15 protein-coding genes and 1 tRNA gene are annotated in these 15,502 nt (G+C 34.6%); 9 read left to right on the top strand and 7 right to left on the bottom strand.

All coding sequences use genetic code 11. The features are described 5' to 3' along the window. Positions 1-60: 60 nt before the first annotated feature. Positions 61-513, top strand: a complete 453-nt coding sequence (locus LV89_RS00080; protein ID WP_109740816.1) for a helix-turn-helix domain-containing protein — start codon at positions 61-63, stop codon at positions 511-513. 91 nt (positions 514-604) lie between these two features. Here LV89_RS00080 and LV89_RS00075 read toward each other — a convergent pair whose 3' ends face one another. Next, entirely contained in the window at positions 605-1,009 is a 405-nt protein-coding gene (locus LV89_RS00075; RefSeq protein WP_109740815.1) for a hypothetical protein, read from the bottom strand. Positions 1,010-1,086: 77 nt separating this feature from the next. On the opposite strand from LV89_RS00075, the gene LV89_RS00070 reads away from it, so the two are divergent. Further along, complete coding sequence (locus LV89_RS00070) at positions 1,087-2,073, top strand: sulfite exporter TauE/SafE family protein (RefSeq protein WP_109740814.1); 987 nt, start codon at positions 1,087-1,089, stop codon at positions 2,071-2,073. Between the two features lie 5 nt (positions 2,074-2,078). On the opposite strand, the gene LV89_RS00065 is transcribed toward LV89_RS00070, so the two are convergent. From LV89_RS00065 to msrB, 4 genes are all read right to left on the bottom strand, one after another. Further along, a complete protein-coding gene (locus LV89_RS00065; RefSeq protein WP_109740813.1) occupies positions 2,079-2,852 on the bottom strand; it encodes a DUF2490 domain-containing protein in 774 nt (257 codons plus the stop codon). Between the two features lie 146 nt (positions 2,853-2,998). Further along, the gene (hemF, locus tag LV89_RS00060; protein WP_109740812.1) at positions 2,999-3,892 is read right to left on the bottom strand and encodes an oxygen-dependent coproporphyrinogen oxidase; all 894 of its coding nucleotides are present in this window, start codon (positions 3,890-3,892) and stop codon (positions 2,999-3,001) included. Between the two features lie 12 nt (positions 3,893-3,904). After that, positions 3,905-6,511, bottom strand: coding sequence for a penicillin-binding protein 1A (locus LV89_RS00055; protein WP_229201448.1), 2,607 nt, complete (start codon positions 6,509-6,511; stop codon positions 3,905-3,907). A gap of 192 nt (positions 6,512-6,703) precedes the next feature. Further along, positions 6,704-7,177: a peptide-methionine (R)-S-oxide reductase MsrB gene (gene msrB, locus LV89_RS00050; protein WP_109740810.1), complete on the bottom strand. Its 474-nt coding sequence runs from the start codon at positions 7,175-7,177 to the stop codon at positions 6,704-6,706. A 239-nt stretch (positions 7,178-7,416) separates the two neighbouring features. Here msrB and LV89_RS00045 point away from each other — a divergent pair. Further along, positions 7,417-7,504, top strand: a tRNA-Ser gene (locus LV89_RS00045). Between the two features lie 37 nt (positions 7,505-7,541). Here LV89_RS00045 and LV89_RS00040 read toward each other — a convergent pair. Next, positions 7,542-8,384: a helix-turn-helix domain-containing protein gene (locus tag LV89_RS00040; protein ID WP_146199036.1), complete on the bottom strand. Its 843-nt coding sequence runs from the start codon at positions 8,382-8,384 to the stop codon at positions 7,542-7,544. Between the two features lie 142 nt (positions 8,385-8,526). On the opposite strand from LV89_RS00040, the gene galK reads away from it, so the two are divergent. From galK to LV89_RS00015, 5 genes are all read left to right on the top strand, one after another. Then, positions 8,527-9,687, top strand: a complete 1,161-nt coding sequence (galK, locus tag LV89_RS00035; protein ID WP_109740808.1) for a galactokinase — start codon at positions 8,527-8,529, stop codon at positions 9,685-9,687. 41 nt (positions 9,688-9,728) lie between these two features. Further along, positions 9,729-10,772, top strand: a complete 1,044-nt coding sequence (locus LV89_RS00030; protein WP_109740807.1) for a UDP-glucose--hexose-1-phosphate uridylyltransferase — start codon at positions 9,729-9,731, stop codon at positions 10,770-10,772. A 138-nt stretch (positions 10,773-10,910) separates the two neighbouring features. Beyond that, positions 10,911-11,141 carry a 4a-hydroxytetrahydrobiopterin dehydratase gene (locus LV89_RS00025; protein WP_109740806.1) on the top strand — a complete coding sequence of 77 codons (231 nt, stop codon included), beginning with the start codon at positions 10,911-10,913 and terminating at the stop codon, positions 11,139-11,141. Positions 11,142-11,163: 22 nt separating this feature from the next. Beyond that, the gene (gene rsmI / locus LV89_RS00020) at positions 11,164-11,838 is read left to right on the top strand and encodes a 16S rRNA (cytidine(1402)-2'-O)-methyltransferase (protein ID WP_109740805.1); all 675 of its coding nucleotides are present in this window, start codon (positions 11,164-11,166) and stop codon (positions 11,836-11,838) included. Between the two features lie 208 nt (positions 11,839-12,046). Beyond that, on the top strand, positions 12,047-13,327 hold the full coding sequence (locus tag LV89_RS00015) for a lipoprotein N-acyltransferase Lnb domain-containing protein (RefSeq protein WP_109740804.1): 1,281 nt from the start codon (positions 12,047-12,049) through the stop codon (positions 13,325-13,327). 367 nt (positions 13,328-13,694) lie between these two features. On the opposite strand, the gene fumC is transcribed toward LV89_RS00015, so the two are convergent. Further along, a complete protein-coding gene (fumC, locus tag LV89_RS00010; protein ID WP_109740803.1) occupies positions 13,695-15,092 on the bottom strand; it encodes a class II fumarate hydratase in 1,398 nt (465 codons plus the stop codon). A 169-nt stretch (positions 15,093-15,261) separates the two neighbouring features. Between fumC and LV89_RS00005 the strand changes: the two genes are divergently transcribed. Beyond that, the coding region (locus LV89_RS00005) for a hypothetical protein (RefSeq protein ID WP_374755123.1) at positions 15,262-15,502 on the top strand (241 nt) is incomplete at its 3' end.

Below are 15,502 nucleotides of genomic sequence, written 5' to 3'. Positions count from 1 at the left end.
AAACAATCATACTTTTCATTTCCAAAATATTGGAAATATTATTTAAAAAATTCCTGTTTAATGGAAAATAAATTTGGGAGTAACATAAAGGTTCTCAGAAAAAAGAATAAATTAACATTAGAAATATTAGGTAAGATTCTCGGAGTTAGTAAAAGTGCATTATCTGACTATGAGAATGGGCATACTGTTCCTTCATTGGATGTTTGTGAGACGATTGGCAATTATTTTGGCGTAAATTTGGACGAATTGCAAAATTCCGATTTTTCGGAAATGTCATTAGAAGAAATTCAGCAAAATGCCAAATTGAGAAGTGCCAGTAAGAAAGAAGAAGATAAAAATGATTTAAGCGACCCTTACAATCAGTTAGTTTTTCAAAATAAATTATTAAATCAACAGGTAGATGGACTTCAAATTCAACTGCAATTGGTTAAACAATTATTTGAAAGTAAAGTATCCGAAATTAAATCATTACAAGTACAAATAAAATTGCTTGAAGAAAAGTTAAATCATTAGGCTTCTACGAAAGTGTTTTAAGTCGTTAAACAACATTTTTTCGGAGAAAGTCTATAAAAAAAAGGGGCATCAATACTGATAGCCCCTTTTTTTATAATGTAGAAGATTCGTTAAGATTTTGCCCTTTCCTGCTTTCTTCGCTTAATTTTCTAATATTTTCAACAAAAGCCTTCGTCTCGGTCAAAGGTTCTTCATCACCCGTCATTTTTTTTACCATATTCAATAAATGCGTTTGAGTTTGTTGTATCACATCAAGCGTAACCTGATTTTGAGCAATTTGCTTTTGATTTCTCACAATATTCATTTGATTATTAACAATAATCTCTTGATTACGAATAATCGTAGTTTGATTTTGAATAACCATCTCATGATTATCAGCATTTTGTTGCTGATTTTGCATCATAATATCATAATTATCAACAATACGTCCTTGAATACTCTTCAAGAATTCTTGTTCATCAACCAATTTTTGTAATATTTCTTCAAAATTTTTCATTGCACAGAATATCTTTATGGTTTAATTGTCTATAAATTTGCACAAACCCCTATCGGAAAGTAAAAGTAAGAAAAATTATGCAGTCTAATAAAATTCATAAAACGAAAATTCCTTGGATATACCTATTCTTTTTGATAACAGTTCTAAGTTGTTGGCTTTGGTATATGATAGAACACGATAGTTTTGTTATTTACACTCGTCAATGGGCAACTGTTCTTACAATGATTTTTGGGTCATTTATAGCGGGAGCAAGTCCCGAAGGAAGTGCTGCGGTGGCATATCCAATTTTCACATTAATTCTTAAAATCCAACCTGCCATTGCTCGCAATTTTGCCTTTGCTATTCAAAGTATTGGTATGACTTCTGCAAGTTTGTTGATTATTGGAATGAAATTAAAGGTTGATTGGAATTATATCATCTTTGTAACCATTGGAGGAGTAGTAGGTTTGTTTTTAGGTACTTACTATGTTGTACCACTCATTTCTCCAGTTCAGGCAAAATTATTTTTTGTTTCTCTTTGGCTAAGTTTTGGCATTGCCTTATGGCTACAAAATAGAAAGGCACAACGAGAAGTTTTTGAAAGTATTCAAAACTTTCAAAATTCTGACAAAGCAAGACTTATCATTTTTGGACTTATTGGAGGGATTATTTCTTCTATTTTTGGAACAGGAATCAATATTTTTACTTTCTGTCTGATGACCATTTATTATCGAGTAAGTGAAAAAGTGGCAACACCTTCTTCTGTTATCATTATGACTATTGAGACTATCTTAGGACTTTTTATTCATACTCAACTTGTCAATGATTTCCAACCTGAAGCCTTTGAAATTTGGTTAGCTTGTGTGCCATTTGTAGCATTTTTTGCTCCTTTGGGTGCTTTTGTTATCAGCAAAATGCCAAGAAAAGGCATTGCCACTTTACTTTATATTATTCTTATTGTTCAGTTTTTTGGAGCAATGTGGGTTATTAAGCCTTCTTTAAATCAAGCTCTTATTTGTGGAGCAATTTTAATTATGGGGATTGGCTTATTTACCTATTTAGCTCGTGTAAGAAAAAGTTCTTAGAAAAATTATAAATACCACCACGACTGTAAATCTTCCCAATTAAGGTTTACATAAACATTTAATTGGGCTAAATTTAGATAACGAACATCGTATTGTTTATCTCGAATTAATGCTTGAAAACAATAGCCTAATTCAACCCTTGCTTTACCACTCATATTGTATCCGCAAGATAAATGAGCCCAGTCTTCTGAGAGATTACTCATTTCATAAACACCATTTTTTGCACTTACAGGCCCGTTTGTTGCACCTTTTAAATATAAAAATGCTTCATTGGAAGCTGATAAATAAAAACCTTTTTTTGTTTCCTTTGGATTATACAGCGGTAAAGTAAAATACGTTTGGTATCTTAAAATCGAGGCATCATCAACTATATTTGTTTTGAGATTTTTAGGCGTGCGATATTCATATCTTAATCTATGTGTAACGGCTAATTTCCCAAAATTGTGCAAATATCCTACTTGTCCAATATAACGGTTTTCGGTTTCTTTCAAACCAAAAATATTATGATTTCCGTAGCCGTAGCCTACACCAGCAGTCAAATGTTTGTTGAACTTCTGAATAAGCAATAATTGAGCAACAAAATGTAACTGACCAGACGGATATTCTTTATTGGCAATAGTTTCAGACAATGAACTTATCGATGAAACATTAAGATTATAGCCTAAACCTCCCGAAATATTTCCCGTTTGATAATAGTTTGGAGTAAACCCTTTGAGATTCAAATCTTGAGCTGTAAGTTGATGTGACAGACAGATAAATAAAATCAAAAAACGTTTCATATATAAAGTATTTAGCGATTGAGTAAAATAAAAGCTCTTTCTTTACTTAATTGCGGTAATCTTCAAAAAGTAAAAACGGAGACAATAGTCAAAAGACTATTATCTCCGTTTACAAATAATATGCCGTTCTTGATAAGTATTCTGATTTACACCCAATCAATTCCTTTTTTAAGAAGACCTAATGTTTTTTCTTCTTCCGAATCTGGCTCAGGTTTATAATCATAAACCCAATTAGCAACTGGGGGCATCGACATTAATATTGACTCTGTTCTGCCATTGGTTTCCAGTCCAAATTTAGTGCCTCTATCATGTACCAAATTAAACTCGACATACCTTCCTCTACGTAACATCTGAAATGTTTTCTCTTTTTCAGCGAAAGGCAAATCTTTATTTTTCTTCATGAAATGCGTATAAATTGGAGCAAAAGATTCTCCAATTTCTTTTACAAAAGCAAATAATTGTTCTTTACTTCTGGTTTCATCTATCTTTTGGTAATCAAAGAAAATTCCTCCAATTCCACGAGTTTCATTACGATGAGTATTGAAAAAATAATCATCTGCCCAAGTTTTAAATTTAGGATAATACGCTTCATGGTGTTTATCACAAGCTTTTTTCAAGTAAGAATGAAACCATTTTGCGTCTTCTTCTACAACATAATGAGGGGTCAAATCTATGCCTCCACCAAACCAAAACGTACCATTTGACATTTCAAAATATCGGACATTCATGTGAATAATTGGAACTCTCGGACTTACAGGATGAAGCACAATAGATACTCCCGTAGCAAAGAAATCGACCTTTTCGGTCAAGCCCATAGACGCCAGCATTTTTTCATGTAAATCTCCCCAAACTGCCGAAAACATTACTCCACCTTTTTCAATAATTTTTCCAGATTGGATAACACGGCTTCTTCCACCTCCGCCACCATCTCTTTGCCAATTATCTTCGTGAAATTTTCCTTTACCATCTGCTTTTTCTAATGAATGACAGATTTGGTCTTGAAGTTCTTGAAAGTAGCTTGATATTTGTTCTTTAGTCATGGTTGATGTTTTTTATTGTTTTGACGAGTCTGGCTTTGCTTCTGCCGACGGTCTTACAGGTGCTGTTATGGTATCTGAACCTACAAATGTACTATCATAATACAAAGTATCTGTTCGAGGAATGTACGCTGAGGTACAGCTAAAATCTTTTGTAATTCGCTTAGAATCAAGCTTTTCAAAAGGAACAGGATGATACATTTCTAAGCCTGCATCTTTAATAACTTTAGACATATACCGCCCAAAAAGTGGCAGTGCCGTTTTAGAACCTTCACCATAAGCTCCACTTCGGAAGTGAATAGAACGGTCGTCGCCACCTACCCAAGTACCTGTTACTAAATTGCTGGTTAGTCCCATATACCAACCATCTGAGTGGTTAGAAGTTGTCCCTGTTTTGCCTGCAAATCTTGATTTATATTTATCTTTTCCGTCAAATAAATCCTTGAACGACCATAAATTTTGTGATGTTCCTCCTTGTTCTTCCAAACCTCCTTCCAACATATAACGCATCAAAAGAGCAGATTCTTTCTTGATTGCTTGATGACGTTCTGGCTCAAATGTATGAATCGTATTTCCATTACGGTCTTCAATAGAGACAACCAACATTGGCTCTGTAAAAATACCTTCGTTCAAGAAACACCCATACGCACCTACCATTTCAAAAAGCGTTACATCGTTTGACCCTAAGCCAATTGACGCAACTGCTGATAATGGACTTTTAATGCCCATTTGATGAGCATAATAAACCACAGAATCAGGACCAACTTCATTAGTCAGCCAAGCAGCACAAGAGTTGATTGAACGAGCCATTGCTCTACGTAACGACATGGTGGAATAGCTAAAACGTCCATCAGCATTATGAGGTCTCCACATTTTCTTTTCCCCTTTTTCTTCAATTTCAATCTCAAAAGGTTTATCAGTAATTTGTGAACATGGCGACATATTTTTAGGTCCATCAATAGCAGTAGTATAAACAAAAGGCTTGAAGGTTGAACCCGGTTGACGACGACCTTGACTTACGTGGTCATATTTGAAATATTGAAAATCAAGACCACCAACCCATGCTTTAATATGTCCCGTAAAAGGGTCCATACTCATCATTCCCGACTGCAAAAAGCGTTTGTAATAAGCAATAGAGTCATAAGCACTCATGGTCATTTGCTCTTCGCCTGAACCATTGCGAGAAAAAACCCACATTTTGCGTTTGACATTCTTCATATAATGCCAAATAGAATCTTGATTATTCTTGTATTTTACTGCCAAGTATTTATAATAACTTGTTCTTTTAGCAACAGTATCAATAAAACCCGGAATTTCTACTCCTTTTTCATCTGCCCAAGGATTTTTACCTGACCAGTGATTATCAAATGTTTTTTGCAAAACCTTCATTCCTTCTTGAACAGCAGTTTCTGCATGAGTTTGCATTCGAGAGTCAATAGTTGTTCTGATTTTTAAACCATCACGATAAAGGTCTAATTCAACATCACTGGTATCAGCCCACTTTTCTAATGCTTTAGCTACCGCAGATTTAAAGTAATTACTTGTTCCATCATAAGGTGTCTCTTCATTGACTTTCAAAGTAATGGGTAATTTTATTAATGAATCATAAGCCAATTTTGGCAAATAATTATATTTCACCATTCTTGACAAAACAGTATTTCTACGTCCTAATGATTTATCATAATTTCTACGTGGATTATAAGTATTTGTTGCCTTTTGCATACCTACCAGAACGGCAGCTTCTTGCACATTCAAACTATCTGGAGATGTATTAAAATAGGTTTTTGCTGCTACTTTTATTCCGTAAGAATTACTACCAAAATCAACCGTATTCAAATACCACAAAATGATTTCTTCCTTAGTATAATAACGTTCTAACTTAATGGCAGTCAACCACTCTTTTGTCTTGATAACCAACGTTTTAAACCCTGGAACATACCCTAAAACTCCTTTTTTAGCTACTCCTTCTTTCTTACGAGTTTTAAAAAGATTTTTTGCCAATTGTTGTGTAATGGTACTTCCTCCGCCACGTTCGCTTGCACCAGTCATTACGCCAACTGCTACGCCAAACAATGCTCTATAATCAATGCCTGAATGTTGGTAAAAACGAGCGTCTTCAGTAGCAACCAGAGCATTTACTAAATAAGGAGATAAATCTTTGTAGTTCTTTACAGGAGTACGGTTTTCTAAAAAGAATTTCCCCATTAAAACACCATCAGAAGAGTAAATTTCAGAAGATTGAGACAATTTCGGATTTTGTAGTTCACCAACCGAAGGCATTTCTCCTGTCAGCCACAAAAAATTAGTTTCGATACAAAAAATATAGAAACAACCTGCAAATACAATCCATGCAAACCCTTTCCAAAGTCTTTTTACTTGTGCATAATAAAAAGATTCTCTGTCTATTCTTTGGTCAACAGCATCGGTTACTTTTTGTTTTGCATCCCAATAGGTTGCTTTTACGGCATCAAGTCTTTTATAAAAAGTAGCAACTTTCTCTTCTCCAAAGACTTTCACCAATAAAACATCCAATTTTAGCCAAAGCCAATTGAGGACATTTAATAGAAGAGTTTTGAGGTTATTATAAGAATTTTTAATGAGTTGTTTTATTTTATCCATCATACACTTAATTATCTATCGAAAATAAGCGACAATTTACGATAAAAGTTTGATGAGTTAAAGAAGTTAGATAGTTAAAAAGCGATAGAACTAAAAAGTTTAAACAGTAAATCTCTAATATCCTTAATATTGAAGGAATTAAACCTATATAAACTTTTTAGTCCTTTAAATTTTAATCTAATTTTAATTTAGGAGTTATTTCTTTACAAACAGTAAAGACAAAGAATTCATGCAATAACGTTTACCTGTTGGTTGAGGGCCATCATCAAACACATGACCTAAATGAGCTCCGCATCGGCTACATACTACTTCATCACGTACCATTCCATGTGAATTATCAATAGCAACCAACACACTTTGTTTACTTATTGGATTCCAAAACGAAGGCCAACCTGTCCCTGATTCAAATTTTGTATCAGAAGAAAACAAATCTAACTTACAACAAACACATTGATATTTTCCCTTTTGGTGATTATCCCAATATTCACCCGAGAACGCCCGTTCAGTTCCTTTTAACCGAGTAACTGTATATTGGTCGGGCGTTAATTGCTTCTTCCATTCCATTTCAGTTTTACTAATTTCAAATTTACGAGGTTTATCTTGTTGCGTATAACTACTGCAAGCCAAAATCAATAAGCCAAGCGACAATATCATTCCTAATGCTTTCATGATAATTTTTTATTTGTGATTTAATGTAAAGATTTTAAAAAAATTGTCTAAAAATGGAATTTTAGACCAAAAACGTCTCCTATTTCTATATACGAAAAAAAATATTAAAAAGTTTTTTCAAATTTATCTATCTGATAATCAGGGATTGGAGTGCCAGATGACAAAAAAGTGAAAAAATATTTTCCATTCAGACTTGTATGGAAAGAAAGAAACCACTAATTTTGCATCATCAAACACAAAGAGAGTTGGCAGAGTGGTCGATTGCGGCAGTCTTGAAAACTGTTGACTGTAACAGGTCCGGGGGTTCGAATCCCTCACTCTCTACCAGAAAGCCCTTCCAAATCGGATGGGCTTTTTTATTTTTCTATCTTCTCTTTCTAAATCTTCCCGGAGCTATACTCATTGTTTTTTCAAATATTCTGGCAAAGTGATAAGCATCATCAAAACCAATCATCGTTGCAATTTTCTTTACAGAAAAATTGGTATTTTTTAATAACTGACAAGCATGCTGAATTTTGAGGAAATTAAAATAACTCATTGGAGCTTGTTTTATTTCTGCTTTAAAAACGGCTGAAAAATGCGAAGCCGATAATCCTGATACTTCTACAAAATCATTTAGCATATAGGTTTTATCTAAATTTTCTTTCATCAATTTTATCACTTTTTCAATACCTGAACTTCGAAGTGTATTTTCTTTTTCAAGTAATTTAAACGATGTCAAAAAGTGACTTAAATAATTACAAGCATGAATGAGATGATGAATATCTTGGGTTTGTTCAGCGTGTAAAAATATTTCTTGAAACAATTTTATTCTATCCTCTGAAAATTTAACATCAACAGGAGCATATAAATTTTCGCCTTGCAAAAAAGTAACCATTGCACGGGCGTTAGTGCCAAAAAAATGTAGCCAATAAATTGTCCAAGGATTATCAGGATTAGGTGCATAACTATGTACGCAGTAGGCTGGTAAAATAAAAAATTGATTAGCAAGCACTTGGTAAGTTTGGTTCAAAACTCTAAATTGCCCCTCTCCCGCCGTACAGTAAATCAAAATATATTGTTGCGTATCTTTTTGTCGTTCCCTATCTTCTGAAAAAGCTCTGGGACGATAACCCATTTCTGTCAAATACAACGATTGACATACAGGATGCAAAGCCAATGTCTGTTGTTGGGCTTGCGGTAAGATTATAGAAAAACTTTCATCCATAATATTTTCTATCTTTTCAGAATTTTTACTATTTTTATTCAAATATTTTTTTCAAAAACTTTGCATTAAGTTCATTATTTAACCTTTTGAGCCAAATTTAAACTATAAAAGCAATCATAAAATTATATATTTTTCAAATACAATGAATGTAATTTCCGAAAAAATAAAGCAACTATTTTTTGATACCTTTTCTACAAATCCTACTATTGTTAGGTCGTCTGGGAGAGTCAATTTAATTGGTGAACACGTGGACTATAATGGAGGTTTTGTATTACCTGCTGCTATTGACAAGTCAACTTATTTAGCGATTGCTCCATCGAATGCTGAAACGGGCAAATGGATTTCAGTCGATTTTGAAAAAAGTATTGATATTAAATTTGGCGTATTTAAGCCTCTTCCTCAACATCGTTGGGCTGAATATATTTTGGGTGTTGTTGAACAATTTTATAAAAGAGGACTTCAAGTTATTCCCTTCAATTGTGTTGTAACGGGCGATATTCCGATTGGTTCTGGTTTATCTTCATCGGCAGCATTGGAAAGTGCTGTGGCTTTTGCCATTAATGATATGAATGGTTTTGGCATGAGCAAGAAGGAATTAACTAAATTAGCACAACAGGCCGAAAACGAATTTATGGGTGTGAAATGTGGCATTATGGATATGTTTGCCAGCATTCACGGAAAAGAAAATCATGTGCTTCGTCTCGACTGTGAAACGCTTGATTATGAATATTTTCCACTTAATCTCGGGGATTATAAAATTGTTCTTTTTGATACTGGTGTAAAACATAATTTGGTTGATTCTGAATATAATGTGCGTCGTTTGCAATGTGAAGAAGGCTTGGCTTTTTTCAGAAAACATTTTGACGAAACAATTCCCAACCTTAGTCAAGTGCCTTTGGCATGGTTACAGGCAAGTCGTAGCCAATTAAATCCTGTGGTGTATAATCGTTGCCAATATGTAATCGAAGAAAATCAACGAATGCTGTCAGCTTGTGAAGATTTGAAAGTTGGAAACCTAAGAGATTTCGGCATAAAACTCACGGCTACTCACGAAGGTCTCCGCAATTTATACGAAGTAAGTTGTAAAGAATTAGACTTTTTGGTTGATGCCGTTTGGCATGAATCTGCCGTGTTGGGTTCAAGAATGATGGGAGGAGGTTTTGGCGGTTGTACTATCAATCTTATCAAAGCTGATGTAATTGATGATTTATACGCTCGTCTTTCCATTCTCTATAAAGAAAAAACAGGCATCGACCTCAAAATGTACAGTGTCGTAACTGCCAATGGAACCGAAATTCTCTGATAACAAAACTAAACAATCTCTATATTTAACTTCTCAAAATTATGTTTTTCGATTTTAATGAACATTCTCATATAAGACAAAACCCTTTGACTGGCGATTGGGTGATGGTTTCGCCACACCGAACGAAACGTCCTTGGCAAGGAAAAACGGAAGATATTGTCAAAGATTCTCGCCCAGAACATGACCCAAATTGTTATCTATGTGCTGGCAATACTCGTGCAAATGGCGAAGTAAACCCCAATTATACAGACACTTACACTTTCCAAAATGACTTTGCTGCTTTGCAGTCGGATGTACCTAACGGAGAAATCAAAAAAGGAAATTTACTTAAAGCGGAAAGTGTAAAAGGCGAATGTAGAGTAATTTGTTTTTCTCCACGCCATGACTTGACTTTGGCAGAGATGACCACGCCAGAAATTCGCAAAGTTGTTGATACTTGGATTTCAGAATTTGAAGATTTCCGTCAACGTGAAGAAATTCAGTATGTTCAAATCTTTGAAAATAAAGGTGAAATAATGGGTTGTTCAAATCCGCATCCGCATGGGCAAATTTGGGCATCGAGCAATATTCCCGTAGAAATCAAGAAAGAAACCAAAAATCAGAGAGTTCATTTTAGAACTTATAAAAAGACACTTTTAGAAGAATATGTTCAATTAGAAACTTCTGAAAATGAGCGAATTGTAGTTGAAAATGATAACTTTATCGTGGTTGTTCCTTTTTGGGCAACTTGGCCTTTTGAGACGCTATTGGTTCCGAAAAGAGCCATGGCGTATATTTCAGAAATGACTGAGGTTGAAAAAGATGATTTAGCCGATATTGTCAGAAGGTTAACAACTCGATACGACAATCTTTTTAGCACCTCTTTTCCTTATTCAGCGGGTATTCATCAAGCTCCTACACAAGGCGATAATTTAGAAGGTTGGCATTGGCATATTCATTTTTATCCTCCGCTTTTACGTTCAGCAACGGTTAAAAAATTTATGGTTGGCTACGAACTATTGGCAAACCCTCAAAGAGACATTACGCCAGAACGTGCCGCTGAACAATTAAGAAATTTGAGCGAAACGCATTATAAGCATAATTGACTTTCTAATTGATAAAAATTTTCAGAATCCGTAGATGTTCTAAAATATAAGAATATCTGCGGATTTTGTTTTGATATAGATTCCTTCTTGTAAAATGGCTTAATTACGAGTAATTTTAGGTTTAATAAAGCTAAAACTATGTGGAAAGAAGAAGACAACAAATTAAAAAGAACGTTTAAGTTTAATGATTTTTCGGAAGCCTTTGCGTTTATGACCAGAGTCGCCATTTTAGCAGAAAAACACGACCATCATCCTTGGTGGTCAAATGTTTATAATACTGTAAACATCGAACTCAATACCCACGATGCAGGAAATATCGTAACAGATAAAGACCTAAAACTTGCCGCTGCTATTGATAAATTAGTATGATAGGTTAATTTGCTTAATAAAAATGAAACTATATTTAGTACCCACTCCCATTGGTAATCTTGACGATATTACACTCAGAGCCATTAAAGTCTTACAATCCGTTGATGCTATTTTGGCGGAAGACACCCGTAATTCAGGTGTTTTGCTCAAACATTTAGGCATCAACAAACCTTTGTATGCACATCATGCACATAACGAACATCATGGCACACAAGGAATTATCAAATTATTGAAAGAAGGAAAAGTTTTAGCTTTAGTGTCTGACGCAGGAACGCCTGCTATTTCTGACCCAGGTTTTTTATTAGTTAGAGAATGTTTAAAACAGGGCGTAGAAGTGGAATGTCTTCCTGGAGCAACTGCCTTTGTACCTGCTTTGGTCAATTCTGGATTACCCGCCGACCGTTTTACTTTTGAAGGATTCCTTCCTCATAAAAAAGGAAGACAAACTCGTCTGAAAAATTTAGTGGAAGAAGAAAGAACAATTATCTTTTATGAATCCCCGCACCGTTTGTTAAAAACTTTAGAGCAATTAGCAGAATATTTAGGAACAGACCGTCAGGCGTGTGTTTCGAGAGAGTTAACTAAAATATTTGAAGAAAATCGAAGAGGTACTTTAGCAGAAATCTTGACCCATTATCAGCTCAATCCCAATACCATTAAAGGAGAAATTGTCATCATCGTGGCTGGAAAAAACTAAAAAATGTTATTTTAGTAGTACAAATGAAGCTGTTTAAACTTTCCATTTCTGGCTGAAATTATTGTATTTTTGAACCTGTTAATTTGAAATTATCGAAGCATAGCAGAGCTATGGTAAGAAAGTTTCAAACTAATAGGCTTAAAAAGGCTTCATTTAAGTCGTAAGGGAAAGTTTAAACAGCTTCAATAACACAAAGTCGTAAAAATCTATGAAATACCTCAACTTTATACCAAAAATCCTTTCTTTGAGCATATTAATGCTTGTTTTAAACTTACAATCTGTCGCCCAAAAGCTATCGGAAAGCACAAAAATTAGCTTAATAACTATTGCTCCGGGTGATGAATTGAATGATGCTTTCGGACATACCCTTTTATGGATTTATGACCCCTCAAACGGCATTGATAAAGCTTATAATTTTGGAGGTTATAATTATGAGACAGAAGGGTTTTACGTAAAATTTGTTCGTGGACAATTGCCTTATCAAATGTCTTATGCACCGCTTTATGTTTATCAGGAATATTACCAAAAGCATAATCGGAATATGACAGAGCAAGTCATGAGTTTGGGCGTTAAGCAAAAACAATTGATTTATGATGATTTAGAACGAACCTATAATAATCCTTCCACCAGAAATTATATGTACAAATTTTTCTCGGATAACTGTTCTACTCGTATCCGAGATGCTTTGATGTTGGCTTGTACAGATAGCGTTCATTTGCATAATATTCCTGCCATGAATGATAGTTCGTACCGACAATGGATGAACAAATGTTTATTAAGAAAACATCATTATTGGGCAGCAGTAGGTATGAATGCCGCTTTGGGAGCTCCTGCCGATAAACGTATTTTGCAATTCGATGCGTGTTATCTTCCAGAAAATTTGATGAAAAGCATGGCGGCTGCCAGACGAATGTCAAAACATCATGTTTATTATTTTGTAAGGAATACGCAAAATTTATTTCCAACAACTCCTGTTGATGATGAACCATCGTTTTTTCTTACGCCACGTTTTTGGTTTAGCTTGATTTTATTACTGACTATTTATGTAACTTTTAATGATTGGAAAAAACGACGAAAGGGATATTTTTATGACAAAATTGTTTTTGGTATCATTGGAGTTTTTGGTTGGCTATTAATCTTTTTATGGTTTGGAACAGACCACGGAGTAACCAATTATAATAAAAATCTACTTTGGGCATTTCCTTTGCATATTCCGATAATTCTGATGCTTTCTGAGAAAAAAGACGCTCGTGACTATTGGTACGGTTACTACTTTATTGTAATGGGATTAATGATTGTGATGGGGCTTTTCTATGTAATTCAGTATTCATTAGATACCGTACCTTTGGTTTTGGTATTATTGATAAGAGCCTTTTATCATGCAGCCTTTGAACGTGAACACCGTATGACCAAAGCTAAATTCCGTAAAATTATCAAAGGACGGAAGTTAGAAGTTATCCATTACGAACATGAAAATGGTATTGAGTAAGATGTGGTGATTGGTGATTAGAAAACGGAGAATTGGTTAATTCCGAAACAACTGATACCAATTTTAAAGATTTGATGCGTACTTTACGGAAGTCGTCGTTTTGAACGACGACTTCCGTTGAGACTTAGATACGCAATACCTTTTTAAAATTAGTATGAATTGTCAAGCAACCATAGCTTTTGAAATACAAAAGGTCAAGGAAATGAATCCTTGACCTTTTATATTTTCTGATGATTTTCAAGTTATCTCTGAAATTATGCCTGATTTTGAAATTCACCCAACACTAATTCCCAATAACTAATCACCAATAACTAATCACCAGTAACTAATCACCAATAACTAATCACCAGTAACTAATCACCAATAACTAAATCTCCCCAACCATATCTTCAGGTTTTACCCAAGCGTCAAATTCTTCTGCTGTTAAGTATCCTAAAGCAATGGCAGTTTCTTTCAATGTTGAGCCATTTTTATGAGCCGTTTGAGCAATTTCTGCTGATTTATAATAACCAATTTTGGTGTTCAATGCCGTTACTAACATTAACGAGTTATTTACGTGCTTCTTGATATTGTCGTGTAAAGGTTGGATTCCTTCTGCACATTTATCGTTGAATGCCACACAAACGTCACCAATTAAACGTGCTGAATGTAAGAAGTTGAAAATCATTACTGGCTTAAATACGTTCAATTCAAAATGTCCCATTGAACCACCAATACCGATTGCAACATCATTACCCATTACCTGAGCCGCTACCATTGTCATGGCTTCGCATTGCGTAGGATTTACTTTTCCTGGCATAATTGAAGAACCTGGTTCGTTGTCAGGAATATAAATTTCACCAATACCCGAACGTGGACCTGATGAAAGCATACGAATATCATTACCGATTTTCATTAAGCTAACTGCAACAGTTTTCAAAGCTCCGTGAGCTTCTACGATAGCGTCGTGAGCAGCCAATGCTTCAAATTTATTTTCAGCCGTGATAAATGGCAAGCCTGTCAAATCAGCAATATGTTTCGCTACATTTTCGGAATATCCTTTTGGTGTATTGATACCTGTACCTACCGCAGTACCACCCAACGCTAACTCAGAAAGGTGAGCTAAAGTATTGTTGATAGCACGTAAACCGTGGTCAAGTTGAGAAACATATCCAGAAAATTCTTGACCTAACGTCAAAGGCGTAGCATCCATAAAGTGAGTACGACCAATTTTCACTACATTTTTAAATTCTTTAGCTTTTGCGTCTAAAGTATTTCTCAATTTTGTAATTCCCGGAATAGTTACTTCCAACAAAATTTTATAGGCAGCAATGTGCATTGCCGTTGGGAAAGTATCGTTTGAAGACTGAGACTTATTTACGTCATCGTTTGGATGAACATATTTTACATCATCTAATAAATTCCCGCCGTTGATTACGTGAGCTCTGTAAGCGACAACTTCATTACAATTCATGTTCGACTGTGTACCCGAACCTGTCTGCCAAACCACCAATGGAAATTGGTCATCTAACTTTCCGTCCAAGATTTCATCACAAACTTGTCCGATAAGATTTTTCTTATCTTCAGCTAAAACACCTGCTTCAAAGTTAGTAATGGCTGCTGCTTTTTTCAAATAAGCAAATGCACGGATAATCTCCTTTGGCATCTTGTTGATGTCTTGGGCGATTGGAAAATTCATGATTGAACGTTGGGTTTGAGCACCCCAGTAAACATTGGCAGGCACTTGCACCTTACCCATTGTGTCTTTTTCTATTCTGTATTCCATTATTCAGATTGAAAATTATAATTTAAATTGCAACACAAAGGTAAATACGAAACGGAATACGAATTATATTTAAGTAAATAAATGTTTACTTACTCTACCCGATGAAAAATTAGAATTAATAAAAAAAGGCTGAAATTTGTAGTTCTCAAGCAACAAAACCAGCCCTTTAATGAAAAATATCATCAGTAGCAAAATTAAAAATTTATTTTCAGAAATCCCATTAGCCAAGAATTTAGCCAGACAAACGTTTATTTCAGAGTTCACTCTCGGTATCATAAAAAGTAGAAATGTCCAATTCAAAGAAGTTGGATTACATTTTACAACTGACTCAAAAGTGGAGTCAAATGAAAGAAGAATACAAGCATTTTTTAAAGATTTTGAATTTGACTATCAACAAGTTGCTATCCTTT

The organism is Arcicella aurantiaca, assembly GCF_003148625.1.
Taxonomy (GTDB): Bacteria; Bacteroidota; Bacteroidia; order Cytophagales; family Spirosomataceae; genus Arcicella; species Arcicella aurantiaca.
Note: the sequence above shows the minus strand (reverse complement) of the source record. Positions and strands in the feature narration are given on the sequence as shown.

What these genes read in the sequence shown, in the direction of transcription:
- LV89_RS00080 (WP_109740816.1), top strand. Translation starts at nt 61, where the DNA reads ATGGAAAATAAATTTGGGAGTAACATAAAGGTTCTCAGAAAAAAGAAT.
- LV89_RS00075 (WP_109740815.1), bottom strand. Translation starts at nt 1,009, where the DNA reads ATGAAAAATTTTGAAGAAATATTACAAAAATTGGTTGATGAACAAGAA.
- LV89_RS00070 (WP_109740814.1), top strand. Translation starts at nt 1,087, where the DNA reads ATGCAGTCTAATAAAATTCATAAAACGAAAATTCCTTGGATATACCTA.
- LV89_RS00065 (WP_109740813.1), bottom strand. Translation starts at nt 2,852, where the DNA reads ATGAAACGTTTTTTGATTTTATTTATCTGTCTGTCACATCAACTTACA.
- hemF (WP_109740812.1), bottom strand. Translation starts at nt 3,892, where the DNA reads ATGACTAAAGAACAAATATCAAGCTACTTTCAAGAACTTCAAGACCAA.
- LV89_RS00055 (WP_229201448.1), bottom strand. Translation starts at nt 6,511, where the DNA reads ATGATGGATAAAATAAAACAACTCATTAAAAATTCTTATAATAACCTC.
- msrB (WP_109740810.1), bottom strand. Translation starts at nt 7,177, where the DNA reads ATGAAAGCATTAGGAATGATATTGTCGCTTGGCTTATTGATTTTGGCT.
- LV89_RS00040 (WP_146199036.1), bottom strand. Translation starts at nt 8,384, where the DNA reads ATGGATGAAAGTTTTTCTATAATCTTACCGCAAGCCCAACAACAGACA.
- galK (WP_109740808.1), top strand. Translation starts at nt 8,527, where the DNA reads ATGAATGTAATTTCCGAAAAAATAAAGCAACTATTTTTTGATACCTTT.
- LV89_RS00030 (WP_109740807.1), top strand. Translation starts at nt 9,729, where the DNA reads ATGTTTTTCGATTTTAATGAACATTCTCATATAAGACAAAACCCTTTG.
- LV89_RS00025 (WP_109740806.1), top strand. Translation starts at nt 10,911, where the DNA reads ATGTGGAAAGAAGAAGACAACAAATTAAAAAGAACGTTTAAGTTTAAT.
- rsmI (WP_109740805.1), top strand. Translation starts at nt 11,164, where the DNA reads ATGAAACTATATTTAGTACCCACTCCCATTGGTAATCTTGACGATATT.
- LV89_RS00015 (WP_109740804.1), top strand. Translation starts at nt 12,047, where the DNA reads ATGAAATACCTCAACTTTATACCAAAAATCCTTTCTTTGAGCATATTA.
- fumC (WP_109740803.1), bottom strand. Translation starts at nt 15,092, where the DNA reads ATGGAATACAGAATAGAAAAAGACACAATGGGTAAGGTGCAAGTGCCT.